Here is a 22,028-nt window from a genome sequence, read left to right as displayed (position 1 = left end):
GTCATGGGAGCGCCACGACCACGCACGCCGTGCGAGCAGCAATACAGCGATCGCAGGCTTCGCTCGCGACGCTGAGCAGGGAGTTCGGGATCAACCCGAAAACAGTTGCAAAATGGCGGAAGCGTCAAACGGTTGAGGATCAGAAGACAGGTCCCAAAAAGCCGCGATCAACGGTCCTTTCGAATACGGACGAAGCAATGATCGTAGCGTTTCGACGCCATACTTTATTGCCGCTGGATGACTGTTTTTATGCCCTGCAGGCCAGTATCCCCCATCTGACACGCTCGGCTCTGCATCGCTGCTTTCAGCGTCACGAGATATCACGGCTGCGGGCATATCTGATGATCGTGTCATAGGTGAAGAACGAGATATGCCCGTTTCTCGGCCCCATATACCACCAGTCTGCCTTCAGACTGTCGATCCCGGCCGGAATCATCACCTGGCTGATCAGTGCAAACCCGCCGGGTTTTATAAATCTGACGATATCATCAAGCGTTTCCGCGGGACGAGGGGAGTGCTCGACCACCTCGAAAGCGAGAACGATATCTGACTGTTCCTGCGGCCTCTGCGGATTACTGAACGGATCATAACCCGAAACATGTTCAAACCCGCTCTGCTGCATGGCCCGGATGAAGGATCCGTTGCCGGATCCGTAATCCAGAATGGAAACGGATTTATCTTCCGCAAGCAGATCTGAAAAAAACAGAGCGTTATTCCTGCCGCGTTGCCCTGTATATTCAGGATCAACCTTTACATAATCATCGTTATAGATGAATTCCGAGAAATCCTCTCCGGTCCAGTCATCGAAGAAATCAGTAAAAATCATGCCGCAACGGCTGCATCTCACGAACCGGACAGCGATATCCGTCCGGGGCAGGGACACGCGATGACACGATGTACCGAGGCCGGAGACACAGAAGGAAAAACTGTCTCCGGCACAGATCTTACAGGGAACCGCATCGCCCGTCATGCGCGTCTCTGCAGCCTCCGCACGCAGAAGATCCCTGATAACCTGCTTCATAAAAGAACTCTCCCTGCGGCTCTGATGCGCCATCAGGGATATCTTGCCGGGATGAAAAATACCTTACGATCCGAATACCGACATCAGCTCTGCTTCAGATAAGGCCTGCACTGTGCGGGGATCTGTGCAGCCGGCAGCCCGGAAGCCACAGGTGCTACACAATCCGGAGGAATCTTCCCCGCATGGCTCATCACCCCGGCCAGCGAGATTCCCATATAGACAAGTATGCCCACGGTGGAGAGGCAGATCAGAACAACAACGATAACCTTGCCGTATCCGACATCATTATTCATTTCGCATCTCCTTCCCCGCTCTGTGGCAGCACCCCGCCTTCAGGCAGACTGCGGATCGCTGCCGCAACATTCTCCGCCAGACCGCGATAGGCCTGCCCGGCCTGACTGTCCGGAGAAGCCTGCACGATCGGTGTTCCCGCATCCGCCGTGGCGCGGATATCCGCCAGAAGCGGAATCTCGCCAAGGAACGGAACGCCGAGTGCCTCCGCTTCCCGGCGCGCGCCGCCGTGACCGAAAAGCTCCGTGCGGTGTCCGCATTCCGGACAGCAGAAAAACGACATGTTCTCCACCACGCCCAGAACAGGCACGCCGACACGCTCAAACATCGCAATACCACGCCGGGCATCAAGCAGGGCCAGATCCTGCGGAGTTGAGACGATCACCGCACCCGCTAGGTTCACTTTCTGCGTCAGGGTCAGCTGCGCATCCCCCGTGCCGGGCGGCATATCCGCGATCAGCACGTCCAGCTCGCCCCACTCCACATCGCCCAGAAGCTGTGTGACCGCCCCCATGACCATCGGCCCGCGCCAGACCATCGCCTGGCGCTCATCCACCAGAAGCCCGAGTGACATGGCCGATACGCCCCACGCCTGTACCGGCTGAATACGCCCGCTCACGACATCGGGCTTCACATCGCCCAGACCGAGCAGGCGGGGCAGGGACGGACCATGCACATCCAGATCGACAATGCCGGTCCGCAGACCGCTTGCGGCCAGGGCCACGGCAAGATTAAGCGCCGTGGTCGACTTGCCGACCCCGCCCTTGCCGGAGGCCACGGCAATCACTCTGCGCACGCCCGGCAGAAGCGGTGCCCCGTCGGCACGCCCGGCTCCCCCCAGCGGACGATGTCCCCGTGCTGCTCCGCGTCCAGCAGACTGCGCCGATGCCGGTGCCGTCCGGTGCGCGGTCAGCACTACCACCGGCGTCAGAGCGGGCCATGCCTGACGCAGCGCCGCCTGCACAGCCAGTACCAGACCATCCCGGTCAGGAACGGCATCCGGCCGGACCGACAGCGTCACCAGAAGACGATCACCATCCGTACGCACGGAGTCCGCCTCTCCCCAGGACTGGAAGCGCGGCATGCCATGACGCTGCGCGATCTTCTCAAGAAGACGGGTCAGTGCATCCGTGTCCGGAGCAGATCCGGCAGAAGGGGCGGCCATGATGGTTCATATCTCCCGGCATATGTATGCTGCGTGCATAACACCAAATGGACAGACCGGAACACGGCAGGGATGCGCTGCTGTTATGACATGCAATAAATTTTAACCGGATGTTCCGGAAAAAGCTGATATGACACGCGCATGACGCCCCGCCGGGAGAAAAGATGACCGCAGCCCAGACAGCCCTGGATGTCCCGGCAGCCCCTGCCGCCCCCGCATCCCGGACACAGACCCGGTCAGCGGACGTTTCACCCCACACACGGGATCACCGCGTGGACGCCATGCGCGGCGCGGCGCTGCTGATGATGTGCACGGACCATATTCCCCAGAACATCCTCAACAGATTCACCATGAGGAATCTGGGGTTTGCCGATGCAGCCGAAATCTTCGTGCTGCTCGCGGGTTATGCGTCCTGGCTGGCCTACGGGCGCGGGTTCGCCAAACGCGGCGTGAAGGAAACCCTGCGCCGTCTCGCGAAACGCTGCCTGCAGCTTTATATCGCGCAGACGCTTATGGTCATTGTCTGCGTCGTCACGATCCGCAGCTGGCGGATGTGGACTCCGGTGCCGGTCGATTTTCTCGAACCGGAACTGGCGCACGGCACGCACGCGCTCTGGCGGGTGCTGTGGCTGGATGCCCTGCCGTCAAATCTCAATATCCTGCCGCTCTACCTCGTGCTGCTGGCCTCTTTTCCCCTGATCTATGCGCTGATGCGGATCAGCCGGCTGCTGGCTCTTGGTCTGAGCGGGGCGCTCTGGCTGCTGATCAATTTCGATCCGGGAATCAATTTTCCGAACTGGCTTGATCCTGACGGCTGGTATTTCGATCCGCTGGCCTGGCAGTTCCTGTTCGTGCTCGGAGCCTGCGGCGCCGTACAGGCCTCCCGTCACGGAGGGGACCTGCCTGCATACCGTCCGCTGCAGCTGCTCTGCGGCGGCTATCTGTTTTTCTCCTGTCTGCAGGCCTTTCCGTGGGAGCTGTGGCATCTGCCGGTGCTCCGTCCTTTCGTGATGGCCTCACCCGATAAAAGCGTCCTGGCCCCTCTGAGACTGCTGGACGTGATGGCGATTTTCTATCTCGTACAATCCGCACAGATCACGCGTCGCTGGGCCTCCGCGAAATGGGGACAGATGCTCGCCATGTTCGGCCGCCACTCCCTTGAGGTGTTCACGGTCGGAACGGTGATCGATCTCTATGCGCGTCTCGCCTTCACCTCGTTCGGAGACAGCTGGATACTGCAGATCCTGATCAACGTCATCGGTTTCTTCATTCTCTACGTGCTGTCCCGCCACCTGGACGCAGCGCGCCAGAAGAAAAAAGCCGCCGCCGCATGACCGCCTCATCCCAGCCGGAGACTGCCGCTGCCATGTCCTTTCCCGCTCTCAGCCGGGCCATCCGTGCCGGACAGGTGCCGAAAATCTGCCTGTTCGGTTCATCCTCAATGGAAGGCGTCGGTGCCAGCAGTCCGGAGCACGCCTTCGCCGCGGTTTTCGAGCGGAATTTTACTCCCTATGCCCCTGCGGGAGTGACGATCATCAATCGTGGCATCGGTGGCAATGATGCCCGCGACATGCACGGTCGTCTGCAGGATGTCGTGGAGGATCACGCCAGGCTTGTGATCTGGCAGGGAGGCACGAACGATGGCTGGCACGGTCTGACAGCGGATGAATTCGCGGAACTGACGCGGACAGACCTGCAGACGCTGCGCGACGGGGGCGCGGATATCGCGATGATCGGTCCGCAATGGTGTCCGATGCTGGAGGAATGTCCGGATTTTCCGCCGTTCCTGAGCATTGTTCCGAAGATCGCCCGGGAACTGAACATCCCTTACTATGACCGCTACAACGCGATGAAAGCCTGGAGCAGAGATCACAGCATGACCTGCCTCGAAATCTCTCCGGACCAGGTCCATATGGGCGATTTCGGATATCGCCTGCTGGGCGAGGAAGTTGCCGCGTGGATCGGTGCAGGGCTCGGGCAGGACAGTCACTCCTCCTGAGCCTGAGGCAGCACGGGCACGCCATGCGCGCCCGGTCGCATTTCCCACAGACGGGCGCCGGTCAACCCTCTGTCAGAACGCACCTGAACATCAGATCCCCTCAGCCAGACGGACTGCGCCCCTTCACGCCACGCAGTAAAGCGGTCGAGCGTCCGCACACCGGGGCAGCCGCGTCTTGCAGGTGAGACGGAAATAAACAGCGATACGCCGTCACACATCCCGTCCGGCACGGGCTTCAGCCCGTCCGTCCGGTCCGATACCCTCAGCAGGACGGACTGAAGGCCGCGCGAGACCATGCAATATCCTGCCGGTCCTTCCTGTCCGCAGACAAGCCCGTCAGCAGGTCTGCTTTCCTCAGCCTCGAGCAGCTCGGAAGGCAGTGCCAGTGCCTGAGACCAGTCCCTCTGTGCCCGCCAGCCATCACGGGATTTCCCGGCAATCAGCACGGCATTGTCTCCCCGTATTCCGATTACACCACCATCGGATGCAATCATGATATCGGGCAGACTCACGAACCATGGCGAGACCGCTCCTGCCAGCATCGGCAGCAGCCCCGCGAGCCGCCAGCGTCGCGACCACAGACACAGCCAGCACAGGCCGAAAAGGAACAGTGCCAGCCCTGTACCGGGCATGGCAGGTGCGGCGATCCTTGCGGCAGGCCAGGACGCAACCTCACGCGCCATCCCGACAATCACATGTACTCCTGCTCCGGTCACGGAGAGCATCGGCCCCTCCAGATGGAAGGGCATCAGTATAAGGGACAGCAGTCCGGCAGGAAGTACCCACAGCGCCGTCAGAGGAACGGCCAGAAGATTCGCCACAATGAAAAAAGGCTGAATCTCGCCGAAATGCGCCACGGAAACAGGCAGCGTCGCCATTCCGGCCAGAAAACTGGTCAGAGCCAGACCGGCCACATGCACGAGGAAACGCCGATACCACTGCCCCTCTCCGGCCAGGCGCATCAGCGGTCCGCGCAAGACCTCATACCCGGCAATCAGTGCCATCACCGCGGCAAATGACATCTGAAACGATACATCAAGAAGGCTCGCCGGGCCGCTGAGCAGAAGAATCACGGCAGCCACAGCCAGCCCGCGCATCGAAGCCGCCCGCCGCCCGGTCATCAGCGCCAGCACCACGAGCGCTGCCATAGCCAGACTGCGCACGGCCGGCAGATGCATCCCGGTCAGCACGACATACCCGGCTCCGGCTGCCAGAGCCGTAAAAGCTGCAATTTCCCTGCAGGGCCATGTCAGCGCCGATCGCTCCCATAAAGCCAGCAGCAGCCGGGACGCACTCATCACCAGTCCCATCACGATCCCCAGATGCAGCCCCGCTACAGCCAGGAGATGCGCCAGACCGGACGCCGCAAAGGCCATCCGGTCTGCTGCCGGAATGGCGGACGACACCCCCGCCAGAAGGGTCGCGGTAATCGCTCCGTCGGTTCTCGGCAGTCGCGCCGCAATTCGCGAGGCCACAGTCTCGCGCAGGGCTTCAATAAAAGAGGCGCCCTGCGGATTATTCTGCTCCGGAGTGACCGGATCAAGCGCCCGCCCGGTCCCGCCTTCTCCCCGCACCCAGGCGACAAGCTGTTCATCCCGGGCACCCGGCCAGGCAGGGAAGGGGGGCGGCTGAAGCAGGGCGCGGAGTGTGATCCCGTTTCCGGGCGCCAGCGGAGTCCGGTCCGTGTCCTGCAGGCGAATCCTCAGCGTCCGCCGTAAAGGCGGCATTCCCTCCGACAAAGGCGTGTCAAAGACGGACTCCGAAACCGTAATCCTGCGACTGCCCGCTGCCCCGTCACGATCCGGGAGGCTGTCAACAGCCTGAATACGCGCGGTCATGATAACGGCCTCGCGCGGAAGTTCCGGCAGAGGGGGCATACGGTGAATCTGCAGCCACGCCGCAGAAAACCCGACCCCGATCATCATCAGGGCGCAGCCCGCAATCCGTCCCGTTATGTATCGCCAGCCGGCACATAACAGAGCCAGGCCAGCACATGCAGCAGTGGCAGCGGGCCAGAGCGGCGGCTCGGAGCGAAGCTGAAAAAACAGAAGAACACCAGCGGCCAGACCGACAGGAAGCCAGAGAGGAAGCCGGGCGCGTTCGGCATACAGGAGAGACAGCATGAGGAAGCGAGACTAGCCTTATCCGGATCACCCGGCCAGCAGATCCCGGCAGATCAGTGAGTCCTGAGACTGCGAAATCTTTTACAAAATACGGCACATATGACCGGATAAATAAACGTCATAAAAAAAGGGGCCGCGAAACCTCGCGACCCCTCTTCCGGCGGAACCGTAATCCCCGCTCTTACTGAGCGTTGTCCTGACCCGTGTGGGTGTCAGGCGCAAACGTCCAGCCATGGCCGTAAGGCTGCGGCATGAACAGACCCCAGACCGACTGAGCCGTGGCGTGCGAACCCCAGGACTCGCTGCCGATCGGCTGGCCTTCCTCACGCAGTCTCTTCACATCAGCCTCAGAGACATTGGCCAGGCCTTTATTGCCCCAGGACGTGCGGATGAAATCCACGACGTCAGCAATCTCGCGATCGCTCAGATGATCTCTGTAGCCCGGCATGGCGACAGCAGACGGAGCCCAGTTGGTCGGAGGCAGAACGCCACCGGCAGCCACGATATGGATCATGGATGTCGGGTCGTCTGTCATGACAACGGGGTTGCCTGCCAGCGGCGGAAACATTCTCGCAACGCCGCCGCCATCATTCCGGTGACAGATGGCGCACTGCTTCACGTAGAGATCAGCCCCTGCATTGCCCGACGTCTTGCCGGAATCCAGCATCTTCGTGGTCGAGGCATCATAGGCCCACTGACCTTTGGAAGCCGGAACCGGGGGCAGGCTCTTGAGGTATTTCGCCATCGCATGCAGGTCTTCGTCCGTGAAGTACTGCGTGCTCCAGCCTACGACATCGGCCATACCACCGAAGACGGCGGCATGATCCGTGCGGCCCGAACGCAGGAACCGGACCAGATCGTCCTCACTCCAGCGACCGATACCGACGACCGGATCGTTCCGGAGGCTCGGGGCGATCCAGTTGTCGATCGGCGCACCGCCGCTGAGGAATACGGCACCGCCCTCAGGCGTCAGGGCCTTCTCCTGCATGGTCATGCCACGCGGCGTATGACACATGCCGCAATGGCCCGGTCCCTCGACGATATAGGCACCGCGGGCAACCACCGGATCGGTTCCGGATGCGGCCTGGAAAGGCTTCACTTCCGGGGCCAGGAGGCTGCGCCATATAGCCAGCGGCCAGCGCATGGACATCGGCCAGGGAATTTCCGTTTCCTTATTCGCGGCAGGAACCGCTTTCACGCCATGCATGAAGTAGGCGTAGAGCGCCTTGATGTCGTCATCCGTCATGCGGGAGAACGCGGAATACGGCATTGCCGGATACAGCGTGCTGCCATCCTTACGGATGCCCTTACGCACGGCATTGTCGAAATCCTTCAGAGTGTAGGATCCGATACCATGCGTGGCATCCGGCGTGATGTTGGTGGAATAGATCGTGCCCACCGGCGTTTTCACGGCCAGACCACCTGCATACGCCTTGCCGTTGATGGCGGTATGACACGCGATACAGTCACCAAGGCGCGCGACATACGCGCCTTTCGTGACCAGATCGCTGTCCGGAGAGGTCTGGGCCGATGCGAGCTGCGTGGTGGCCAGAAGGCCGGCCACGGCTGCACCCAGACAGGTCGCTATTTTCTTGAACATGGGTTTCCGTGTCCCGTCGTCGCGTGTGAGAGCTGTGCCGGCGTGTCCGCGTGATCCGATCACGGTGCCACCCCCAGAGCCGGGTTCTCAGGAATGTGGTGGTCGTTCTTACGTGCATCCACCTCACGCTGATACGTCTCGTTCGCGCGCTTGATGATGAACTGACGGATCTCCTCGATCTCCTGCGGATTCATGGATGTAGCGAACTCATCCATACCGTAGGCGGTCAGGGCACCGCGGCCGACGACGTTGTAGAAAGCGTCCTGATGACGGATCGAACCGGACCAGCGCAGATCCGGAAGAACGCCGGCGCCTTCCGCGTTGTCGCCATGGCAGGCGGCGCAGAACGTCTGGAAACGGAAATAACCCTTGTCCGTAACCTTCTCGTCAAACTCGGCCGGCGGCTTGACCGGCAGGAAGCCCATGTCGTTCTGAGCCGGAAGCTTTGCCTTGCCGTCAAGCGAGAAGGCAATGACCCGGGAGTGGTTGACGGTCCAGCCGGACGTACGGGCCACGCCACCCAGGAAGAACGGATAGATACCGCCCCAGCCCACTTCCACGGCCACATACTGCTTACCGTTGACGGTATAGGTCACCGGCGGTGCGATGATGCCGCTCTGCGCGTCGAAGCGGAACAGGTCCTTACCGTTCGTCGCGTCATAGGCGTGGAATTCACCGTTCGCGAGACCCTGGAAAAGGAGATCGCCGCCCGTCGCCAGAATACCGCCGTTCCACGGTCCCTTGTGGTCAACCGTAAAGGCTGCCTGCTGCTTCACCGGATCCCAGGCAACGATCCAGCCCTTGAGATCCTTGATGAAGGCCGTGCGTGCCTCGGGGGTATCGGGGAGACCGACCTTGTTCATGTCCACACCAAGGTTCCAGGCGTCGTGATAGGTCTTGAAGCCGCCGACCTGGTTTTTATACAGGAACGGAGCCTGCTGCGCCGGAATATAGACGAGCTTCGTTCTCGGGCTGTAGGCCATGGCCGCGAAGTTATGGCCGCCGAGATCGCCCGGGATGCCATACCATTCAGAGCCGTTGAGCGTGTAGAGCGCGTCCGGATTGTAGATCGGACGGCCGGTCTTGGGATCCAGGCCTCTGGCCCAGTTCTCATAGACGTAGTTCTTGCCCGAGATGAACTGACCGGTTTTCGCATCAAGCACGTAGAAGAACCCGTTCTTCGGTGCCTGCACGACGACGTGGCGGGTCTCGCCGTTGACCGGCATGTCCAGCGTCATGATCTGCTGAACGGAGGTGTAGTCCCACTGATCCATCGGAGTGGCCTGGAAGTGCCAGACATACTCGCCGGTTTCCGGACGGACGGCAACGATGCTGCCGAGGAACAGGTTGTCGCCACGCCCGTCGGAGCGGTATTTGTAGTTCCATGGAGAACCGTTACCGACAGCGATGTAGATCAGGTCCGTAACGGGGTCATAGACCAGCGAATCCCATACGGTGCCGCCGCCGCCCTGCTTCGTCCAGGCGCCGGTCGGGCTCCAGGTCTTGTAGGCCTTGCTCATCAGAATCTTGTCGGACGGGGCGTGGTCCGGCTCGTTCTTCGGATTGGGAACCGTGAAGAAGCGCCAGTCGAGCTTACCAGTCTCCGCATCGAATGCGGAAATGAAGCCGCGGGCACCGAACTCGGAACCGCCATTGCCGATCAGGACCCGACCCTTGGCGATACGCGGCGCACCGTCGACGGTGTAGGAACGCTGGTGACCCAGAGACGCATCAGCCGGGATTGTGTTGACTTCCCAGACTTTCTTGCCGGTCTTTGCGTCAAGCGAGACCAGACGGCCGTCAAACGTTCCGAAATAGACCTTGCCGTTCCAGTAGGCGAGACCACGGTTGACCGTGTCACAGCAGCCGCGATCGGCGATGTTGCCGGGGACTTTAGGATCGTATTCCCAGAGCAGCTCACCGGTGTCAGCCTTCAGAGCCTTGATTTTCGACCAGTTCGTCGTGGCATACAGGATGCCGTCGACCACCAGAGGGGTGCCTTCCTGGCCACGGTTGGTATCCAGATCGAAATACCAGGCAAGCTTCAGATCGCCGGCATTGGAGGTGTTGATCTGGTCGAGCGGGCTGTAGCGCTGCTCGGAATAGGTGCGGCCATAGGTCAGCCAGTCCCCGGGATGATCATCGGCATGGATGATCGCCTCACCGGTGTCTGCCGCGCGGGCGGGCGTACCGGCCAGGAAGGCCGACGCCACAAGGAAAGTTCCGGCGGCGAGAAGACCGGTCAGAGACGGCCTCCGTGCTGTTGCGGAGCAGGTCATAAGATATCGTCCTCGATAAAAAGGCTTCAGAGCGTACGCAAGGGACAGCAGATCCATCCGAACACTGTTTCCTGACAACATCGTTACAGAGCGGTCATGTCAATGATCACGGATGCATGGATGGCCCCCGGATCATGCGACCGTGGCGATCATGATAAATTAAGACTCAGATCGTCAGGGAATGCGGCAGATTCACCATTCTGCCGGGAGAGACGTAAAAGAGCGGAAAACAGGTGTATGCGTGGCGTGAGGGCCGGTTATATTTCATATCGGAGACGTATTATGTCCCGTCTGCCCGGACAGGCTGCGGAACTGAGCGTTGAACCTGTCAGCGCCTGAACTCTCGGAATTGTGATTGATCCGCTTGTGTATTGTCGTTCGATTCCCGAATGGCCGCAAGGTATTTATACCCGGGTATAAATGTGTGTCCGAGGGTGCATGACGCAGGATTAACTGGTGTCCGTGCGAAAGATGGATTATCAGCAGGTTGTCTTGAGTATCGTGTCTGACATGCTCAGATAGGATAGCGACACAAGCCGGCTGCATGCCGGTCAAAGGAGATAAGAGGTCAACATGTTCAGCCGCGACTATCAGTCATCGCAGCCTTATGCCGGAGCGCAGCAGGCCGCCCTCGATACGGAGCTGCGGTCTTACATGCTCCGGGTGTACAACTGGATGGCATCAGGTCTTCTGCTGACGGCCATTGTTGCCTATGCGATCGCGAACACCTCGCTGCGTCACATCTTCTTCCGTGAGGACGGCTATGCGATACACCCGACAGGGCTTGGCCTCCTGGCCATGATCGCGCCTCTGGGATTCGTAATGGTCATGTCATTCGGTGTGAACCGGCTGTCCCGCCAGGCGGTTCAGACGCTCTTCTGGGTGTTCTGCGCGGTGATGGGTGCCAGCCTGTCCAGCATCTTCTTCGTCTATACGGATGTTTCCGTGGCGCGCGTCTTTCTCGTGACGGCCGGCACCTTTGCAGGGACATCACTGTGGGGCTACGTTACGAAAGCGGATCTCTCGCGCTTCGGCTCGTTCCTCATGATGGGGCTGATCGGCCTTATCGTGGCGTCCATCGTTAATATGTTCATGCACAGCGCAGCGATGTATTTCGTCATCAGCCTGGTCGGTGTGTTCCTCTTCATTGGTCTGACCGCTTTTGATACGCAGCGGATCAAGATGACCTATCTGCAGTTCGCTCAGTATGAGGGAGCGGATGAGGCTGCGAAGCGCAGTGTGTATGACGCGCTCAACCTCTATCTGAACTTCATCAATCTCTTTCAGTTTCTCCTGCAGTTCATGGGTGTCAGAAGTAGCAGCAACGACTGATTCCTTCGCAGGGACCTGTTCAAGGAATCGTAGCCCCCGCTCCGTAAGGACGGGGGTTTTTCCGTTTTGGGAGCAATTACAAGAGAAGAAAAATATGACTTATCAGAAAAATATTCTTCTGTAACCAAACTCTGCCCTTAAGTAGTACCTCTCCGGTCTTTTTACGAAAATATGTATATTTTACATATGGTTATATCGTTAAGGTATGTTCAGTCGGTGTAAACAGATTCTTAAGCCGGACAAAAAGAGGGCAGATACGTAAAGCCTGCAGGTCGCCCTCCCGGATGAATGGATTGTGATCATTCTGAGGTGGGATTATGGAAAGCCTGTAAGACAGAGGAGCCCCTGTCCACCCGGGGCTTTCTCCTGCCTGCTCCTTCACCCGGGCAGGTGATCCGGAAAGGGTGTCTGGGTAAGTCAGAACCAAGAGGCGGACAATGAAAAACAGAAAGATGGCGTGGGCGGGCCGTTCGGCCGGTCTTGCGTCTCTGTTGTGGCTGGGGGGGTGTAGCAGCCTCGACGTGCTGGATCCGAAGGGACCGGTGGGGGACCAGCTCAAGTCGCTGATCGTTGAATCAACGGTCGCTATGCTGATTGTCGTTATTCCGACAATCATCCTTACATGCGTGTTTGCGTGGCACTACCGTGCATCAAACACCAAGGCGGAGTATCTCAAGGACTGGGATCACTCGAGCAAGCTCGAGGCCCTGATGTGGGCGGTTCCGATTGTCATCATCCTGTTCCTCGGGGTGATCACCTATCAGACGAGCCACTCGCTGGATCCGTATCGTCCTCTGGAAACCAGCCAGAACACGAAGCCTCTGCGGGTTGAGGTTGTCGCGCTCGACTGGAAGTGGCTGTTCATCTATCCTGAGCAGGGTGTTGCCACGGTCAATCAGCTGGCCGTTCCGGTCAACACGCCGATCGATTTCCGGATCACGTCTGATTCGGTGATGAATGCTTTCTTCATTCCGCGTCTGGGATCCATGATCTACGCCATGGCGGGGATGCAGACACAGCTTCATCTGATGGCCAGCGAGCCGGGTGATTATCTGGGTGAATCCGCCAACTACAGTGGTCGCGGTTTCTCGGATATGCATTTCCGCACGCTTGCCATGCCGGCTGATCAGTTCCAGGAATGGGTTGAGAAGGTGCGGGCTTCCTCCGACACGCTGGACGATTCATCCTACGTCCGTCTGGCACAGCCAAGCGAGGCTAACCCGGTTGCCTATTATGCCCATGTCACGCCTGACCTCTTCGACCAGATCGTGGCGAAGTACAACAACGGCATGATTATGGATAAGACCACCGGCAAAATGATCCATGTCCAGTCAGCGATGTCTGACATGAACACAAAGGAGTAGGATCGGTGCTAGGAAGACTTTCACTCGAAGCACTCCCGCTGGATGTGCCGATTCTGGTGGGGACGTTCATCGGCGTCGCCATCGTCGGAATCGCTGTCCTCGGGCTGATCACCTATTACGGCAAGTGGGGCTATCTCTGGAAAGAGTGGCTGATTTCGGTCGACCACAAGCGCCTTGCCGTCATGTATGTCGTTCTTGCGCTCGTGGCGCTGTTCCGCGGTTTCGCGGACGCGATCATGATGCGTACACAGCTTGCACTCGCCTATAACGGCAATCCCGGTTATCTGCCGCCGCATCACTACGATCAGATATTCTCCGCGCACGGGACGATCATGATCTTCTTCCTTGCGATGGCGTTCATGACCGGTCTGTTCAACCTCGTCGTGCCGCTTCAGATCGGTGCGCGTGACGTTGCTTTCCCGTTCCTGAACAACTTCAGCTTCTGGATGACCGCCGTGGGCTTCATCCTGGTGAACGTCTCCCTGTTCATCGGTGAGTTCTCCCAGTGCGGCTGGCTGGCCTATCCGCCGCTGTCCGAAGCTCAGTTCAGTCCCGGTGTCGGTGTGGACTATTATCTGGTCGCGCTGCAGATTGCCGGTGTGGGAACGCTTCTGACGGGCGTGAACTTCTTCGTGACGATCATCAAGATGCGTGCTCCTGGCATGGGTCTGATGAAGATGCCGGTTTTCACCTGGACGGCGCTGTGTGCATCCATCCTGATCATGGTTGCGTTCCCGGTTCTGACCGTGGCTCTGGCTCTTCTGGGTCTGGACCGTTATCTTGGCATGCACTTCTTCACCAATGACGGTGGCGGCAACCAGATGCTGTATCTCAGCCTCATCTGGTCCTGGGGGCATCCGGAAGTCTACATTCTCATCCTTCCTGCCTTCGGTGTCTTTTCCGAGGTTGTTCCGGCTTTCTCACGCAAGCCTCTGTTCGGTTACACCGCCATGGTCTATGCGACCTGTGCGATTCTGGTGCTGTCCCTCGTCGTGTGGGTTCACCACTTCTTCACGATGGGCGCGGGTCCGGACGTGAATGCCTTCTTCGGCATCATGACGATGATCATCTCGATCCCGACCGGTGTGAAGCTCTTCAACTGGATGCTGACCATCTATAAGGGTCGCGTCGAATATCACTCCACCATGTACTGGGCCATCGGCTTCATGATCACCTTCACCATCGGCGGTATGACCGGCGTGATGATGGCGATTCCGGCTGCTGACTTCGTGCTGCACAACTCTCTGTTCCTGATTGCTCACTTCCACAACGTCATCATCGGCGGTGTGTATTTCGGGTATGTCTGTGGCATGAACTTCTGGTTCCCCAAGGCATTCGGCTTCAAGCTGAACGAAACCTGGGGCAAGGCAGCGTTCTGGTTCTGGTGCATCGGCTTCTACTTTGCGTTCACGCCGCTTTATGTTCTCGGTTTCGAGGGCATGACCCGTCGTATGAACCATTACAGCAATCCGGACTGGTATCCGTGGCTGCTGGTTGCCGAGGTCGGCGCCGTGATGATCCTGCTGGGTATCGTCTGCCAGCTGACGCAGCTTTATGTCTCGATCCGTGACCGGAACCTGCCGCAGAACGTGGATGTGACCGGTGATCCGTGGGATGCCCGTGCTCTGGAGTGGTCCACTTCCTCTCCGCCGCCGGTGTATAACTTCGCGATCATCCCGCATGTTCACGAGCTGGATGCGTTCTACCACAACAAGGAAAACGGCATTGACACGCGTTCTGCGGGTGGTCCGTATGCTCCTGTTCACATGCCGAAGAATACCTCTGCCGGTATTTTCTGCGGCCTGTTCAGCCTGATCCTCGGATTTGCGCTGGTGTGGCACATCTGGTGGGCTGCGGCTCTCGGGCTGGTTGGTCTGATCGCTACCGTGATCGCGCGCAGCGCGGACAAGGATATCGATTACTACATTCCCGCCGAGGAAGTCGCTCGCATCGAAAACGAGCATTCCCGTAAACTCATGGCACAGGCGGCTGAGTGATGGCGCACGACACAACTCTTACCGACGCCCACGGACACGACGACCACCATCACGAATCTCCGGTGGTCTTCGGGTTCTGGGTTTACCTGATGACCGACTGTATCATCTTTGGTACGTTGTTTGCGGTCTTCGCGGTTCTTCATGATCAGTTTGCCGGTGGCCCCACCGGCAAGGAGCTGTTCGAGATCGGGGGTCTTGCGGCCGAGACGGCGCTGCTGCTCGTTTCCAGCATCACCTACGGTTTCGGCATGATTGCCGCGCACAAGCAGGAAGTGAACAAGGTCATTATGTGGCTGGGTGTCACCTTCCTTCTGGGTGCGGGCTTCCTTGGTCTTGAGATCAATGAGTTCCGTCATCTGATTGCTGATGGCGCGGGTCCGGATCGCAGTGCGTTCCTGTCTGCGTTCTTCACTCTCGTCTCGACCCATGGTCTGCACGTTTCGTTCGGCCTGCTGTGGATCGTGACGCTGATGGTGCAGCTGTCGGGCACGACGGAGATTCCTGAGCGCATGATGAACAAGCTCACCTGTCTGAGCCTGTTCTGGCACTTCCTCGACATCGTGTGGATCTGCGTGTTCACCTTTGTCTATCTTGCGAGCATGATGTGATGAGCACTGAACACAGCGCCGCCCATGACAGCGCTTCACACGGGAGCGTCAGCTCCTATGTGACGGGCTTTATTCTGGCGGTTATCCTGACGGTTGCGGCGTTCGGCGTCGCCTTCTCGCACGCTCTTTCCCCGAGCGGCACACTGATGGCGATTACGGTGCTGGCTGTGATTCAGGTGCTGGTGCATCTGCATTACTTCCTGCACATGAGCGTCTCGCCGGAGAAAAGATGGGATAACCAGGTCTTTATCTTCACGGGCCTGTTTGTTTTCATTCTGATTGTCGGCACGATCTTCATCATGGTGAACACCTCGACGAACATGATGTCGCGGTAATCATCCTGGCCGCATCTCTCCCTGTGAAAGGTGCGGAAGGTCGTTACGGAAAAACGCCACGTGGCCTCTGGCCCGTGGCGTTTTTTGCGTTTACGCGGGTATGAAGATGGCTTCGTCCGAGGCTTTTCCGGAGGCAGGTGATGGCCTGGATTGTTCTTGTGATTTCGGGGCTGCTTGAAGTGGTCTGGGCCTATTTCATGAAGCAGTCGGATGGTTTCAGCCGTCCCTGGCCTGCGTTCGTGACCGTGGCGACGATGATTCTGAGTTTTGTGCTGCTGGCCTGGGTGGTGCGTGTGCTGCCGCTCAGTCTGACCTATGCGGTCTGGACCGGGATCGGCGTGGTCGGCACGGCCGCTGTGGGCGTGCTGATCCTGGGAGAGGCACTGACACCTGTCAGGCTTCTGGCACTGTGCATGATTATCGGCGGGATTATTCTGATGAAGATATCTTCTTCATCATGAGAGCATATCCTGCGGCGGGCTTCTGCCGTGCCGGAGAAAATCCGTCCCGGATATCCTTAAGGCGGATATCCGGGAGAGGCAGTCAGTCCTTGTGGGGCTCCGGGGAGAGCATATCCCGCTTTCCCGGTTTGTCCTTCCACTCTTCCGCATCTGCGGGCTGTGTGCCCTTGCGGGTGATGTTCGGCCAGAGGGCTGAGTATTTCGCGTTCAGCTCCGCCCAGGATGAGGCGCGGTCATCGCTGTCGGGGAAGATGGCCTCTGCCGGGCATTCGGGTTCGCACACACCGCAGTCGATGCATTCGTCCGGATTGATGACGAGAAAATTCTCACCGGCATAGAAGCAGTCCACCGGGCAGACTTCCACGCAATCCATGAACTTGCAGCGTATGCAGTTTTCCGTGACCACGTAGGTCATTACCGCCTCCGTCGTAAAAACGCATGGCCATCGCACAATCCTGTGTGTGACCATGGAAATGAGGCGGCACATATGAGGGTATTCTGCCAGGGACGCAAGCCGTCGGTGCAGAAAACCTGTATCCCGGTTCCGGCGCATCATGCGCGCTTTACCGGAAACGGCGTGTCAGTGGACGGTTTCTCCGCGCAGCAGGGCGGCCAGTCCTGCGAAGGGGCTGCTGGCGGAGGCCCGCATTCCCGGAGAGGATTTTCCTGAATACTGCCGGTTCCGGGGCGGGTGTCTGTCTGCTTTTCTCATGCGTGAGATCATGGCGGGAGCCGGCGGACCGACATGCCCGGGCGGGAGCGGTGCGGGCTGTGCAAGCTGGTATCCCAGGCTCCTGAAGACTGCGGCCAGCTGTGCCGGAGGGGCGCCTGTCAGTGAGGCGAGGCGCTGCGTGAGAGGAGTCGGGCCGGAGGCGGTGATGCGGCGCAGCTCATCTACCAGCCGGGCGGAGATATCCACGCGCAGCCTGACCGGTCCTGTCCGCACCCAGCCGAGCTGCCCGAGCAATATGTTCTCCCGGCTTTCCTCTGCGGGCACGGAGACGGTGCCCGGGTGAGGGAGGGAGAGGGACATATGCGGATGATCCGCGCCGAGGGTGAGGAGGAACACGCGCACTGAGGCTGTATCGGGGCGGATCAGGGCGGGTATCCATGCGTATCCGTTGCCGCTGTGGATTCCTGCCCTGCGCAGATATGTGCGTCCGGCCTTGTCCCGCCGGTCGGATTCCGGGTCTTCCGCAAATCCGAGTCCTTCCCGCAGGCGGTGCAGGAGGCCGCGCAGGACGGGGGGAGTGTGCGTTGCGTCGGGCAGGCGGGTCAGGGCGGGGAGGGCGAGGTCGATGGTGGTACGGAGATACTGCCGGAGGCGGGCCTGGAGACGTTCGCGGGGGACGTTGTCCGGCAGTCCCTGAAGCAGTTCGGCTTCCGGGTGCAGTACGTCATGGCCGCGGCGGACCCGTGCGAGAGGGGTGCCGTTCCAGCTGATGAGCCTTGCGGGCATGTCGAGAGAGAAGTCCTCGTCCGGGGCGGCGCAGCAGCGTGCGGCCTGGCGGGGAATTTCGGATGCGACGGCCCGGCGGGCGACGCGCATGAGCAGTTTTTCGTCCTGTTTCGCCACGCTGTCGTGGAGCGTGAAGCCGAAACCCTCCATGCGGCCGATCGGATGACCTTCGATCAGTACGCTGCCATCGGCGCGCACGGCGGACAGAAGGCTGCTGCCGTCTTCCTCGTCCAGCTTGCGGATGAGGTGGGCGGCGCGGCGGTCCACGAAGCGGGCGGTCAGGCGTTCGTGCAGGGCGTCGGACAGCTGATCCTCTGCCGCACGGGCGCGGTCCTGCCAGAACGGGGCGTTGCGGACCCAGTTTTCCCTTGCAGTGACGTAGGACCATATACGGATGCCGGCCAGGCGCTGCATCAGCGTATCCACGTCTCCGTCCGTGCGGGTCAGCGCGGAAATCTGGGTGTCCAGCCATTCTTCCTGGAGGTGGTCTCCGCGGGCGAGCGTGGGGAAGATGCGTCCGCAGAACTGGGCGTGGTGCCGCTCCCCGAGTTTGCGGAAATCCGGGATCTGGCAGATTTCCCACAGAAGCTCGGTGCGCGCCCTGGAATCCGCGAGGCTGATAATGTCGGGATCGGCATTTAAGGCCAGCAGGGTCAGCACGTCGCTGGCGACGGCTCCGGCCTGAAGGCAGGGATCGGGCGGCGGGCGGGACAGGCTGGCGAGCAGGGCGCGCGGGGAGGTGAAATCGAGCCGAGCATTGCGCCAGGACAGGCGGCTGACGGGATCGAAGTGGTGGGTTTCGACAGCTTCAATGATGGCATCGCTCAGCGGCGGGCAGGTGCCTGCGGTGCCGAAGGTTCCGTCCTTCGTGCCGCGTCCGGCGCGTCCGGCGATCTGTCCGATCTCTGCTGCGGTGAGGTCTCTGCGGAGATGGCCGTCGAACTTGGACAGTCCGGCGAAGGCGACATGGGAGATGTCCATGTTCAGGCCCATGCCGATGGCGTCGGTGGCGACGAGATAGTCCACTTCCCGGTTCTGATAGAGCGCGACCTGGGCGTTGCGGGTCCGGGGGGACATCTGCCCCATGACCACCGCGCAGCCGCCGCGACGGCTGCGGATCAGTTCGGCGATGGCGTAGATTTCGGCTGTGGAGAAGGCGACGATGGCCGAGCGGGCGGGGAGGCGAGCGAGGCGGCTGCGTCCTGCGCAGGTCAGGGCGGAGAGGCGCGGGCGGGTTTCGATGTCCACGCCGGGGATCAGCCTTCGCATCAGCGGGGCGATGGTTTCCGCACCGAGGAAGAGGGTTTCGTCCCGGCCGCGCGCGTTGAGGAGCCGGTCTGTAAAGATGTGGCCGCGATCGGGGTCCGCACAGAGCTGGATTTCGTCCACGGCGAGGAACGAGACGCTGCGGTCCGAGGGCATGGCTTCCGTGGTGCAGGAGAACCAGCGGGCCTTCGGCGGGATTATCTTTTCCTCTCCGGTGATGAGCGCGACGTGGTCCGCACCTTTGAGGCTGACCATGCGGTCGTAGTTCTCACGGGCCAGAAGGCGCAGCGGAAAGCCGATGATCCCGCTGGAGTGGGACAGCATCCGCTCCAGCGCGAGATGTGTCTTGCCGGTGTTCGTCGGCCCGAGGATGGCCCGGACCAGAGGCCGGTCGCCGCCCGGGACGTGCTGCCTTTTCATGGTCTGTATGGTTGGCGTTTCCGCAGTGAAATGCAAGGGCGGGTCTCGCGCTCTCCGGTTTGCGCCGCCTGTTTGCGCCGTGTGGGGCGGGCGGGTAAGAGTCTGCACCTTGTCTGACCAGAAAGAATATTTCTCCGCATGAAACTTCGCTTCGCGCCCAGCCCGACCGGTATGCTGCATGTCGGGAATGCCCGGCTTGCCCTTGCCAATGCTCTGTTTGCACGGCGGCACAATGCTTCTTTCCAGCTTCGGATCGATGATACGGACACGGAGCGGTCGCGGGAAAGTCATGCGGAGGGCATCCGGGCGGATCTGTCCTGGATGGGTATTCACTGGGACGAGACATTCCGCCAGTCCGAGCGGGGTGCGGCCTATGCGGAGGTGATCGGGGCGCTGAAGGAGGCGGGACGTCTTTATCCTTGTTTCGAGTCCGAGCAGGAACTGTCGATGAAGCGCGAGCAGCGCATCCGCCAGCACAAGCCGCCGGTTTATGACCGTGCGATGCTGAAGATGACGCCGCAGCAGCGGGCGCAGGCGGAGGCGAACGGCAAGGTTCCGTACTGGCGGTTCCGGCTGTCCGACACGACGGTGCGCTGGACCGATCTGGTCATGGGGGAGTGCGGCGTGAAGCTGACGGCCGTGTCCGATCCGGTTCTGGTCCGTGCGGACGGGACGGTTCTCTATACGCTGGCTTCCGTGACGGATGATCTTGAGACCGGGGTGACGCATATCATCCGCGGGGAGGATCATCTGACCAATACCGGTGTGCAGCTTGATATCGTGCGGGCTCTGGCTGAGGTGACGGGGCAGGCGGCCGGTGCGGCATCGGGGCGTTTCCGGTTTGCGCATATGCCGCTTCTGCTGGATGAGGCCGGGGGCAAGCTGTCCAAGCGGTTTGACTCCCTGGCGCTGAAGACGCTGCGGCAGGACGGTGTGGAGGCGAAGGCGCTGACGTCCTATCTCGCGCGGATCGGGAGTGCAGATGATCCGGAGCCGCTGTCCTTTGATGATCTGGCTGCGTCCTTTGATCTGTCCAGGATTTCGAAATCGGCGGCGCGATTTGCCATGCCGCAGCTTCTGAGTCTGAATCACCGCGTGCTGGCCTCCGAGCCGTTCGAGGCTGTCAGGGAGCGTCTGCCCGAGGGGGCGACGGAGGCGTTCTGGCTGGCCGTTCGCGGGAATCTGGAGCTGCTGTCGGAGGTGAGGCTGTGGCACGAGGTGGTGGCCGGAGAGATCGTGCCGCCGGTGCAGGACGAGGATGAGTTTCTGCGCAAGGCGGCGGAGCTGCTGCCTGATGAGCCCTGGGATCAGGAGACCTGGTCTGTCTGGACGAAGGCCGTCAAGGAGGCGACGGGCCGTTCAGGCAAGGCGCTGTTCCGTCCGCTGCGTCTGGCGCTGACGGGGGAGGAACATGGTCCTGAACTGCGGGATCTTCTGCCTCTGATCGGCCGGGCGCGTTGTCTGCGTCGCCTGGTTCCTGGCGGGGTCTGAGCGTCCCGGTCCGGGAAGTTCTGCCCTGAATTGACAGGGGAAGAGGATTCGGTGGACGCTTGATGGATGAGCGGCCCGCTGTCCTCCCCTGAGCAGTCCGTCTCCGGAGAGAAGGTTTTTGTCTTTCCGGGGCGAAGGGTTGTCAGCAGCAGGGATGCCGCTGCCTATCTGGGTCTTCCTGAGAAGCGCTTCCGGTGGATCTGCCGTGTGCGGAGCGGTCCGCCGGGAATCGGAGCGGACAGCTACCGTATTGAGGATCTCGATGCATGGCGCGGGATCATGCTGCTGCGCACGGGCATTGATGATCGCGGGGCCGGTCATCTCCGTGATGCACCTGATCCGGTTCTTGATCTGGTTGTTCGTGAGGAGCTGCGCCGGATCCGCGTGTCGGCTCTGGGGCAGATCGCCATCATCTGCGGTCTTGTGATTATCGCGCTGTCCCATACGCCCGCGTGGCGTCTGCTGAGACAGGCTCTGTCCGCGCATTTCTCCACCCCGTAATTCCCGTCAGGAGGCGATCCCGTTCCGGCGCGGAGGCGCTTCGGGCGATTCTCTGCGTGGTCTGGCGTCGTCGGGTATCTGATACGAGATATTTCCTGTAACTGACAGCAGGAAGACTCAGGAAAAATTTAAGAAAACTATTGTTTTTCATATGGATAGAATAATTCTTTCCAAAAAGTTAAAATCCTTCCCTGCATGTGGTGACACTGTAGGATTAATCTTTTTTTATCACTTGCTGTCTACGTCGTGTCGTCAGTTAAGCAGTATGATGATTGAAGCGAACTGCACGGCTGCGAGGAAAGTAGATTTGAGTTTG

18 protein-coding genes and 1 pseudogene are annotated in these 22,028 nt (G+C 60.2%); 11 read left to right on the top strand and 8 right to left on the bottom strand.

Annotated elements, in window-relative coordinates; genetic code table 11:
- A pseudogene (locus LOC54_RS06125) lies at positions 1–329 on the top strand (IS481 family transposase); the annotation flags it as partial.
- On the opposite strand, the gene LOC54_RS06120 reads toward LOC54_RS06125, so the two are convergent.
- From LOC54_RS06120 to LOC54_RS06110, 3 genes are all read right to left on the bottom strand, one after another.
- Positions 311–826, bottom strand: coding sequence for a class I SAM-dependent methyltransferase (locus LOC54_RS06120; RefSeq protein WP_279312947.1), 516 nt, complete (start codon positions 824–826; stop codon positions 311–313). The pseudogene LOC54_RS06125 and the gene LOC54_RS06120 sit on opposite strands and share 19 nt — an antisense overlap.
- 278 nt (positions 827–1,104) lie before the next feature.
- Positions 1,105–1,314, bottom strand: coding sequence for a hypothetical protein (locus tag LOC54_RS06115; RefSeq protein WP_279312946.1), 210 nt, complete (start codon positions 1,312–1,314; stop codon positions 1,105–1,107).
- Positions 1,311–2,477: an Mrp/NBP35 family ATP-binding protein gene (locus tag LOC54_RS06110; protein WP_279312945.1), complete on the bottom strand. Its 1,167-nt coding sequence runs from the start codon at positions 2,475–2,477 to the stop codon at positions 1,311–1,313. The genes LOC54_RS06115 and LOC54_RS06110 overlap by 4 nt, the downstream gene beginning before the upstream one ends.
- Before the next feature lie 281 nt (positions 2,478–2,758).
- Here LOC54_RS06110 and LOC54_RS06105 point away from each other — a divergent pair, with 281 nt between their 5' ends.
- On the top strand, positions 2,759–3,811 hold the full coding sequence (locus tag LOC54_RS06105) for an OpgC family protein (RefSeq protein WP_408740305.1): 1,053 nt from the start codon (positions 2,759–2,761) through the stop codon (positions 3,809–3,811).
- Positions 3,812–3,843: 32 nt separating this feature from the next.
- Positions 3,844–4,476: an SGNH/GDSL hydrolase family protein gene (locus tag LOC54_RS06100; RefSeq protein WP_279312943.1), complete on the top strand. Its 633-nt coding sequence runs from the start codon at positions 3,844–3,846 to the stop codon at positions 4,474–4,476.
- Here the strand turns inward: LOC54_RS06100 and LOC54_RS06095 are convergent.
- The 3 genes from LOC54_RS06095 to LOC54_RS06085 all read right to left on the bottom strand — a co-directional run bounded on the left by LOC54_RS06095 (position 4,464) and on the right by LOC54_RS06085 (position 10,478).
- Positions 4,464–6,599: a ComEC/Rec2 family competence protein gene (locus tag LOC54_RS06095; protein ID WP_279312942.1), complete on the bottom strand. Its 2,136-nt coding sequence runs from the start codon at positions 6,597–6,599 to the stop codon at positions 4,464–4,466. The two genes, LOC54_RS06100 and LOC54_RS06095, sit on opposite strands and share 13 nt — an antisense overlap.
- Before the next feature lie 181 nt (positions 6,600–6,780).
- Positions 6,781–8,199 carry a cytochrome c gene (locus tag LOC54_RS06090; RefSeq protein WP_279312941.1) on the bottom strand — a complete coding sequence of 473 codons (1,419 nt, stop codon included), beginning with the start codon at positions 8,197–8,199 and terminating at the stop codon, positions 6,781–6,783.
- 59 nt (positions 8,200–8,258) lie between these two features.
- Positions 8,259–10,478, bottom strand: a complete 2,220-nt coding sequence (locus tag LOC54_RS06085; protein WP_279312940.1) for a PQQ-dependent dehydrogenase, methanol/ethanol family — start codon at positions 10,476–10,478, stop codon at positions 8,259–8,261.
- A 573-nt stretch (positions 10,479–11,051) separates the two neighbouring features.
- Between LOC54_RS06085 and LOC54_RS06080 the strand changes: the two genes are divergently transcribed.
- From LOC54_RS06080 to LOC54_RS06055, 6 genes are all read left to right on the top strand, one after another.
- Positions 11,052–11,810, top strand: a complete 759-nt coding sequence (locus tag LOC54_RS06080; RefSeq protein WP_279312939.1) for a Bax inhibitor-1/YccA family protein — start codon at positions 11,052–11,054, stop codon at positions 11,808–11,810.
- 437 nt (positions 11,811–12,247) lie between these two features.
- On the top strand, positions 12,248–13,174 hold the full coding sequence (gene cyoA / locus LOC54_RS06075) for a ubiquinol oxidase subunit II (RefSeq protein WP_279312938.1): 927 nt from the start codon (positions 12,248–12,250) through the stop codon (positions 13,172–13,174).
- Between the two features lie 5 nt (positions 13,175–13,179).
- On the top strand, positions 13,180–15,171 hold the full coding sequence (cyoB, locus tag LOC54_RS06070) for a cytochrome o ubiquinol oxidase subunit I (RefSeq protein WP_279312937.1): 1,992 nt from the start codon (positions 13,180–13,182) through the stop codon (positions 15,169–15,171).
- A complete protein-coding gene (gene cyoC / locus LOC54_RS06065; RefSeq protein ID WP_279312936.1) occupies positions 15,171–15,779 on the top strand; it encodes a cytochrome o ubiquinol oxidase subunit III in 609 nt (202 codons plus the stop codon). The genes cyoB and cyoC overlap by 1 nt, the downstream gene beginning before the upstream one ends.
- Positions 15,779–16,114, top strand: coding sequence for a cytochrome o ubiquinol oxidase subunit IV (cyoD, locus tag LOC54_RS06060; protein WP_279312935.1), 336 nt, complete (start codon positions 15,779–15,781; stop codon positions 16,112–16,114). The genes cyoC and cyoD overlap by 1 nt, the downstream gene beginning before the upstream one ends.
- Positions 16,115–16,254: 140 nt before the next feature.
- Positions 16,255–16,575 carry a multidrug efflux SMR transporter gene (locus LOC54_RS06055; protein ID WP_279312934.1) on the top strand — a complete coding sequence of 107 codons (321 nt, stop codon included), beginning with the start codon at positions 16,255–16,257 and terminating at the stop codon, positions 16,573–16,575.
- 82 nt (positions 16,576–16,657) lie between these two features.
- On the opposite strand, the gene fdxA is transcribed toward LOC54_RS06055, so the two are convergent.
- Together fdxA and LOC54_RS06045 are read right to left on the bottom strand one after the other, a co-directional pair.
- Positions 16,658–16,990, bottom strand: coding sequence for a ferredoxin FdxA (gene fdxA / locus LOC54_RS06050; protein WP_279312933.1), 333 nt, complete (start codon positions 16,988–16,990; stop codon positions 16,658–16,660).
- A gap of 165 nt (positions 16,991–17,155) precedes the next feature.
- Positions 17,156–19,720, bottom strand: coding sequence for a helicase-related protein (locus tag LOC54_RS06045; protein WP_279312932.1), 2,565 nt, complete (start codon positions 19,718–19,720; stop codon positions 17,156–17,158).
- 138 nt (positions 19,721–19,858) lie between these two features.
- On the opposite strand from LOC54_RS06045, the gene LOC54_RS06040 reads away from it, so the two are divergent.
- On the top strand, positions 19,859–21,211 hold the full coding sequence (locus tag LOC54_RS06040; protein WP_279312931.1) for a glutamate--tRNA ligase: 1,353 nt from the start codon (positions 19,859–19,861) through the stop codon (positions 21,209–21,211).
- Positions 21,212–21,277: 66 nt separating this feature from the next.
- Positions 21,278–21,712 carry a hypothetical protein gene (locus LOC54_RS06035; protein WP_279312930.1) on the top strand — a complete coding sequence of 145 codons (435 nt, stop codon included), beginning with the start codon at positions 21,278–21,280 and terminating at the stop codon, positions 21,710–21,712.
- Positions 21,713–22,028 lie beyond the last annotated feature (316 nt).

Source organism: Acetobacter sp. AN02 (genome assembly GCF_029759835.1).
Taxonomy (GTDB): Bacteria; Pseudomonadota; Alphaproteobacteria; order Acetobacterales; family Acetobacteraceae; genus Acetobacter.
The sequence above is the reverse complement of the archived record's forward strand: the minus strand, read 5'-3'. Positions and strand labels throughout refer to the sequence as shown.

Excerpts from the sequence above, each read along its gene's own strand:
- LOC54_RS06120 (WP_279312947.1), bottom strand. The coding sequence starts at position 826 with ATGATTTTTACTGATTTCTTCGATGACTGGACCGGAGAGGATTTCTCG.
- LOC54_RS06115 (WP_279312946.1), bottom strand. The coding sequence starts at position 1,314 with ATGAATAATGATGTCGGATACGGCAAGGTTATCGTTGTTGTTCTGATC.
- LOC54_RS06110 (WP_279312945.1), bottom strand. The coding sequence starts at position 2,477 with ATGGCCGCCCCTTCTGCCGGATCTGCTCCGGACACGGATGCACTGACC.
- LOC54_RS06105 (WP_408740305.1), top strand. The coding sequence starts at position 2,759 with ATGCGCGGCGCGGCGCTGCTGATGATGTGCACGGACCATATTCCCCAG.
- LOC54_RS06100 (WP_279312943.1), top strand. The coding sequence starts at position 3,844 with ATGTCCTTTCCCGCTCTCAGCCGGGCCATCCGTGCCGGACAGGTGCCG.
- LOC54_RS06095 (WP_279312942.1), bottom strand. The coding sequence starts at position 6,599 with ATGCTGTCTCTCCTGTATGCCGAACGCGCCCGGCTTCCTCTCTGGCTT.
- LOC54_RS06090 (WP_279312941.1), bottom strand. The coding sequence starts at position 8,199 with ATGTTCAAGAAAATAGCGACCTGTCTGGGTGCAGCCGTGGCCGGCCTT.
- LOC54_RS06085 (WP_279312940.1), bottom strand. The coding sequence starts at position 10,478 with ATGACCTGCTCCGCAACAGCACGGAGGCCGTCTCTGACCGGTCTTCTC.
- LOC54_RS06080 (WP_279312939.1), top strand. The coding sequence starts at position 11,052 with ATGTTCAGCCGCGACTATCAGTCATCGCAGCCTTATGCCGGAGCGCAG.
- cyoA (WP_279312938.1), top strand. The coding sequence starts at position 12,248 with ATGAAAAACAGAAAGATGGCGTGGGCGGGCCGTTCGGCCGGTCTTGCG.
- cyoC (WP_279312936.1), top strand. The coding sequence starts at position 15,171 with ATGGCGCACGACACAACTCTTACCGACGCCCACGGACACGACGACCAC.
- cyoD (WP_279312935.1), top strand. The coding sequence starts at position 15,779 with ATGAGCACTGAACACAGCGCCGCCCATGACAGCGCTTCACACGGGAGC.
- LOC54_RS06055 (WP_279312934.1), top strand. The coding sequence starts at position 16,255 with ATGGCCTGGATTGTTCTTGTGATTTCGGGGCTGCTTGAAGTGGTCTGG.
- fdxA (WP_279312933.1), bottom strand. The coding sequence starts at position 16,990 with ATGACCTACGTGGTCACGGAAAACTGCATACGCTGCAAGTTCATGGAT.
- LOC54_RS06045 (WP_279312932.1), bottom strand. The coding sequence starts at position 19,720 with ATGAAAAGGCAGCACGTCCCGGGCGGCGACCGGCCTCTGGTCCGGGCC.
- LOC54_RS06040 (WP_279312931.1), top strand. The coding sequence starts at position 19,859 with ATGAAACTTCGCTTCGCGCCCAGCCCGACCGGTATGCTGCATGTCGGG.
- LOC54_RS06035 (WP_279312930.1), top strand. The coding sequence starts at position 21,278 with ATGAGCGGCCCGCTGTCCTCCCCTGAGCAGTCCGTCTCCGGAGAGAAG.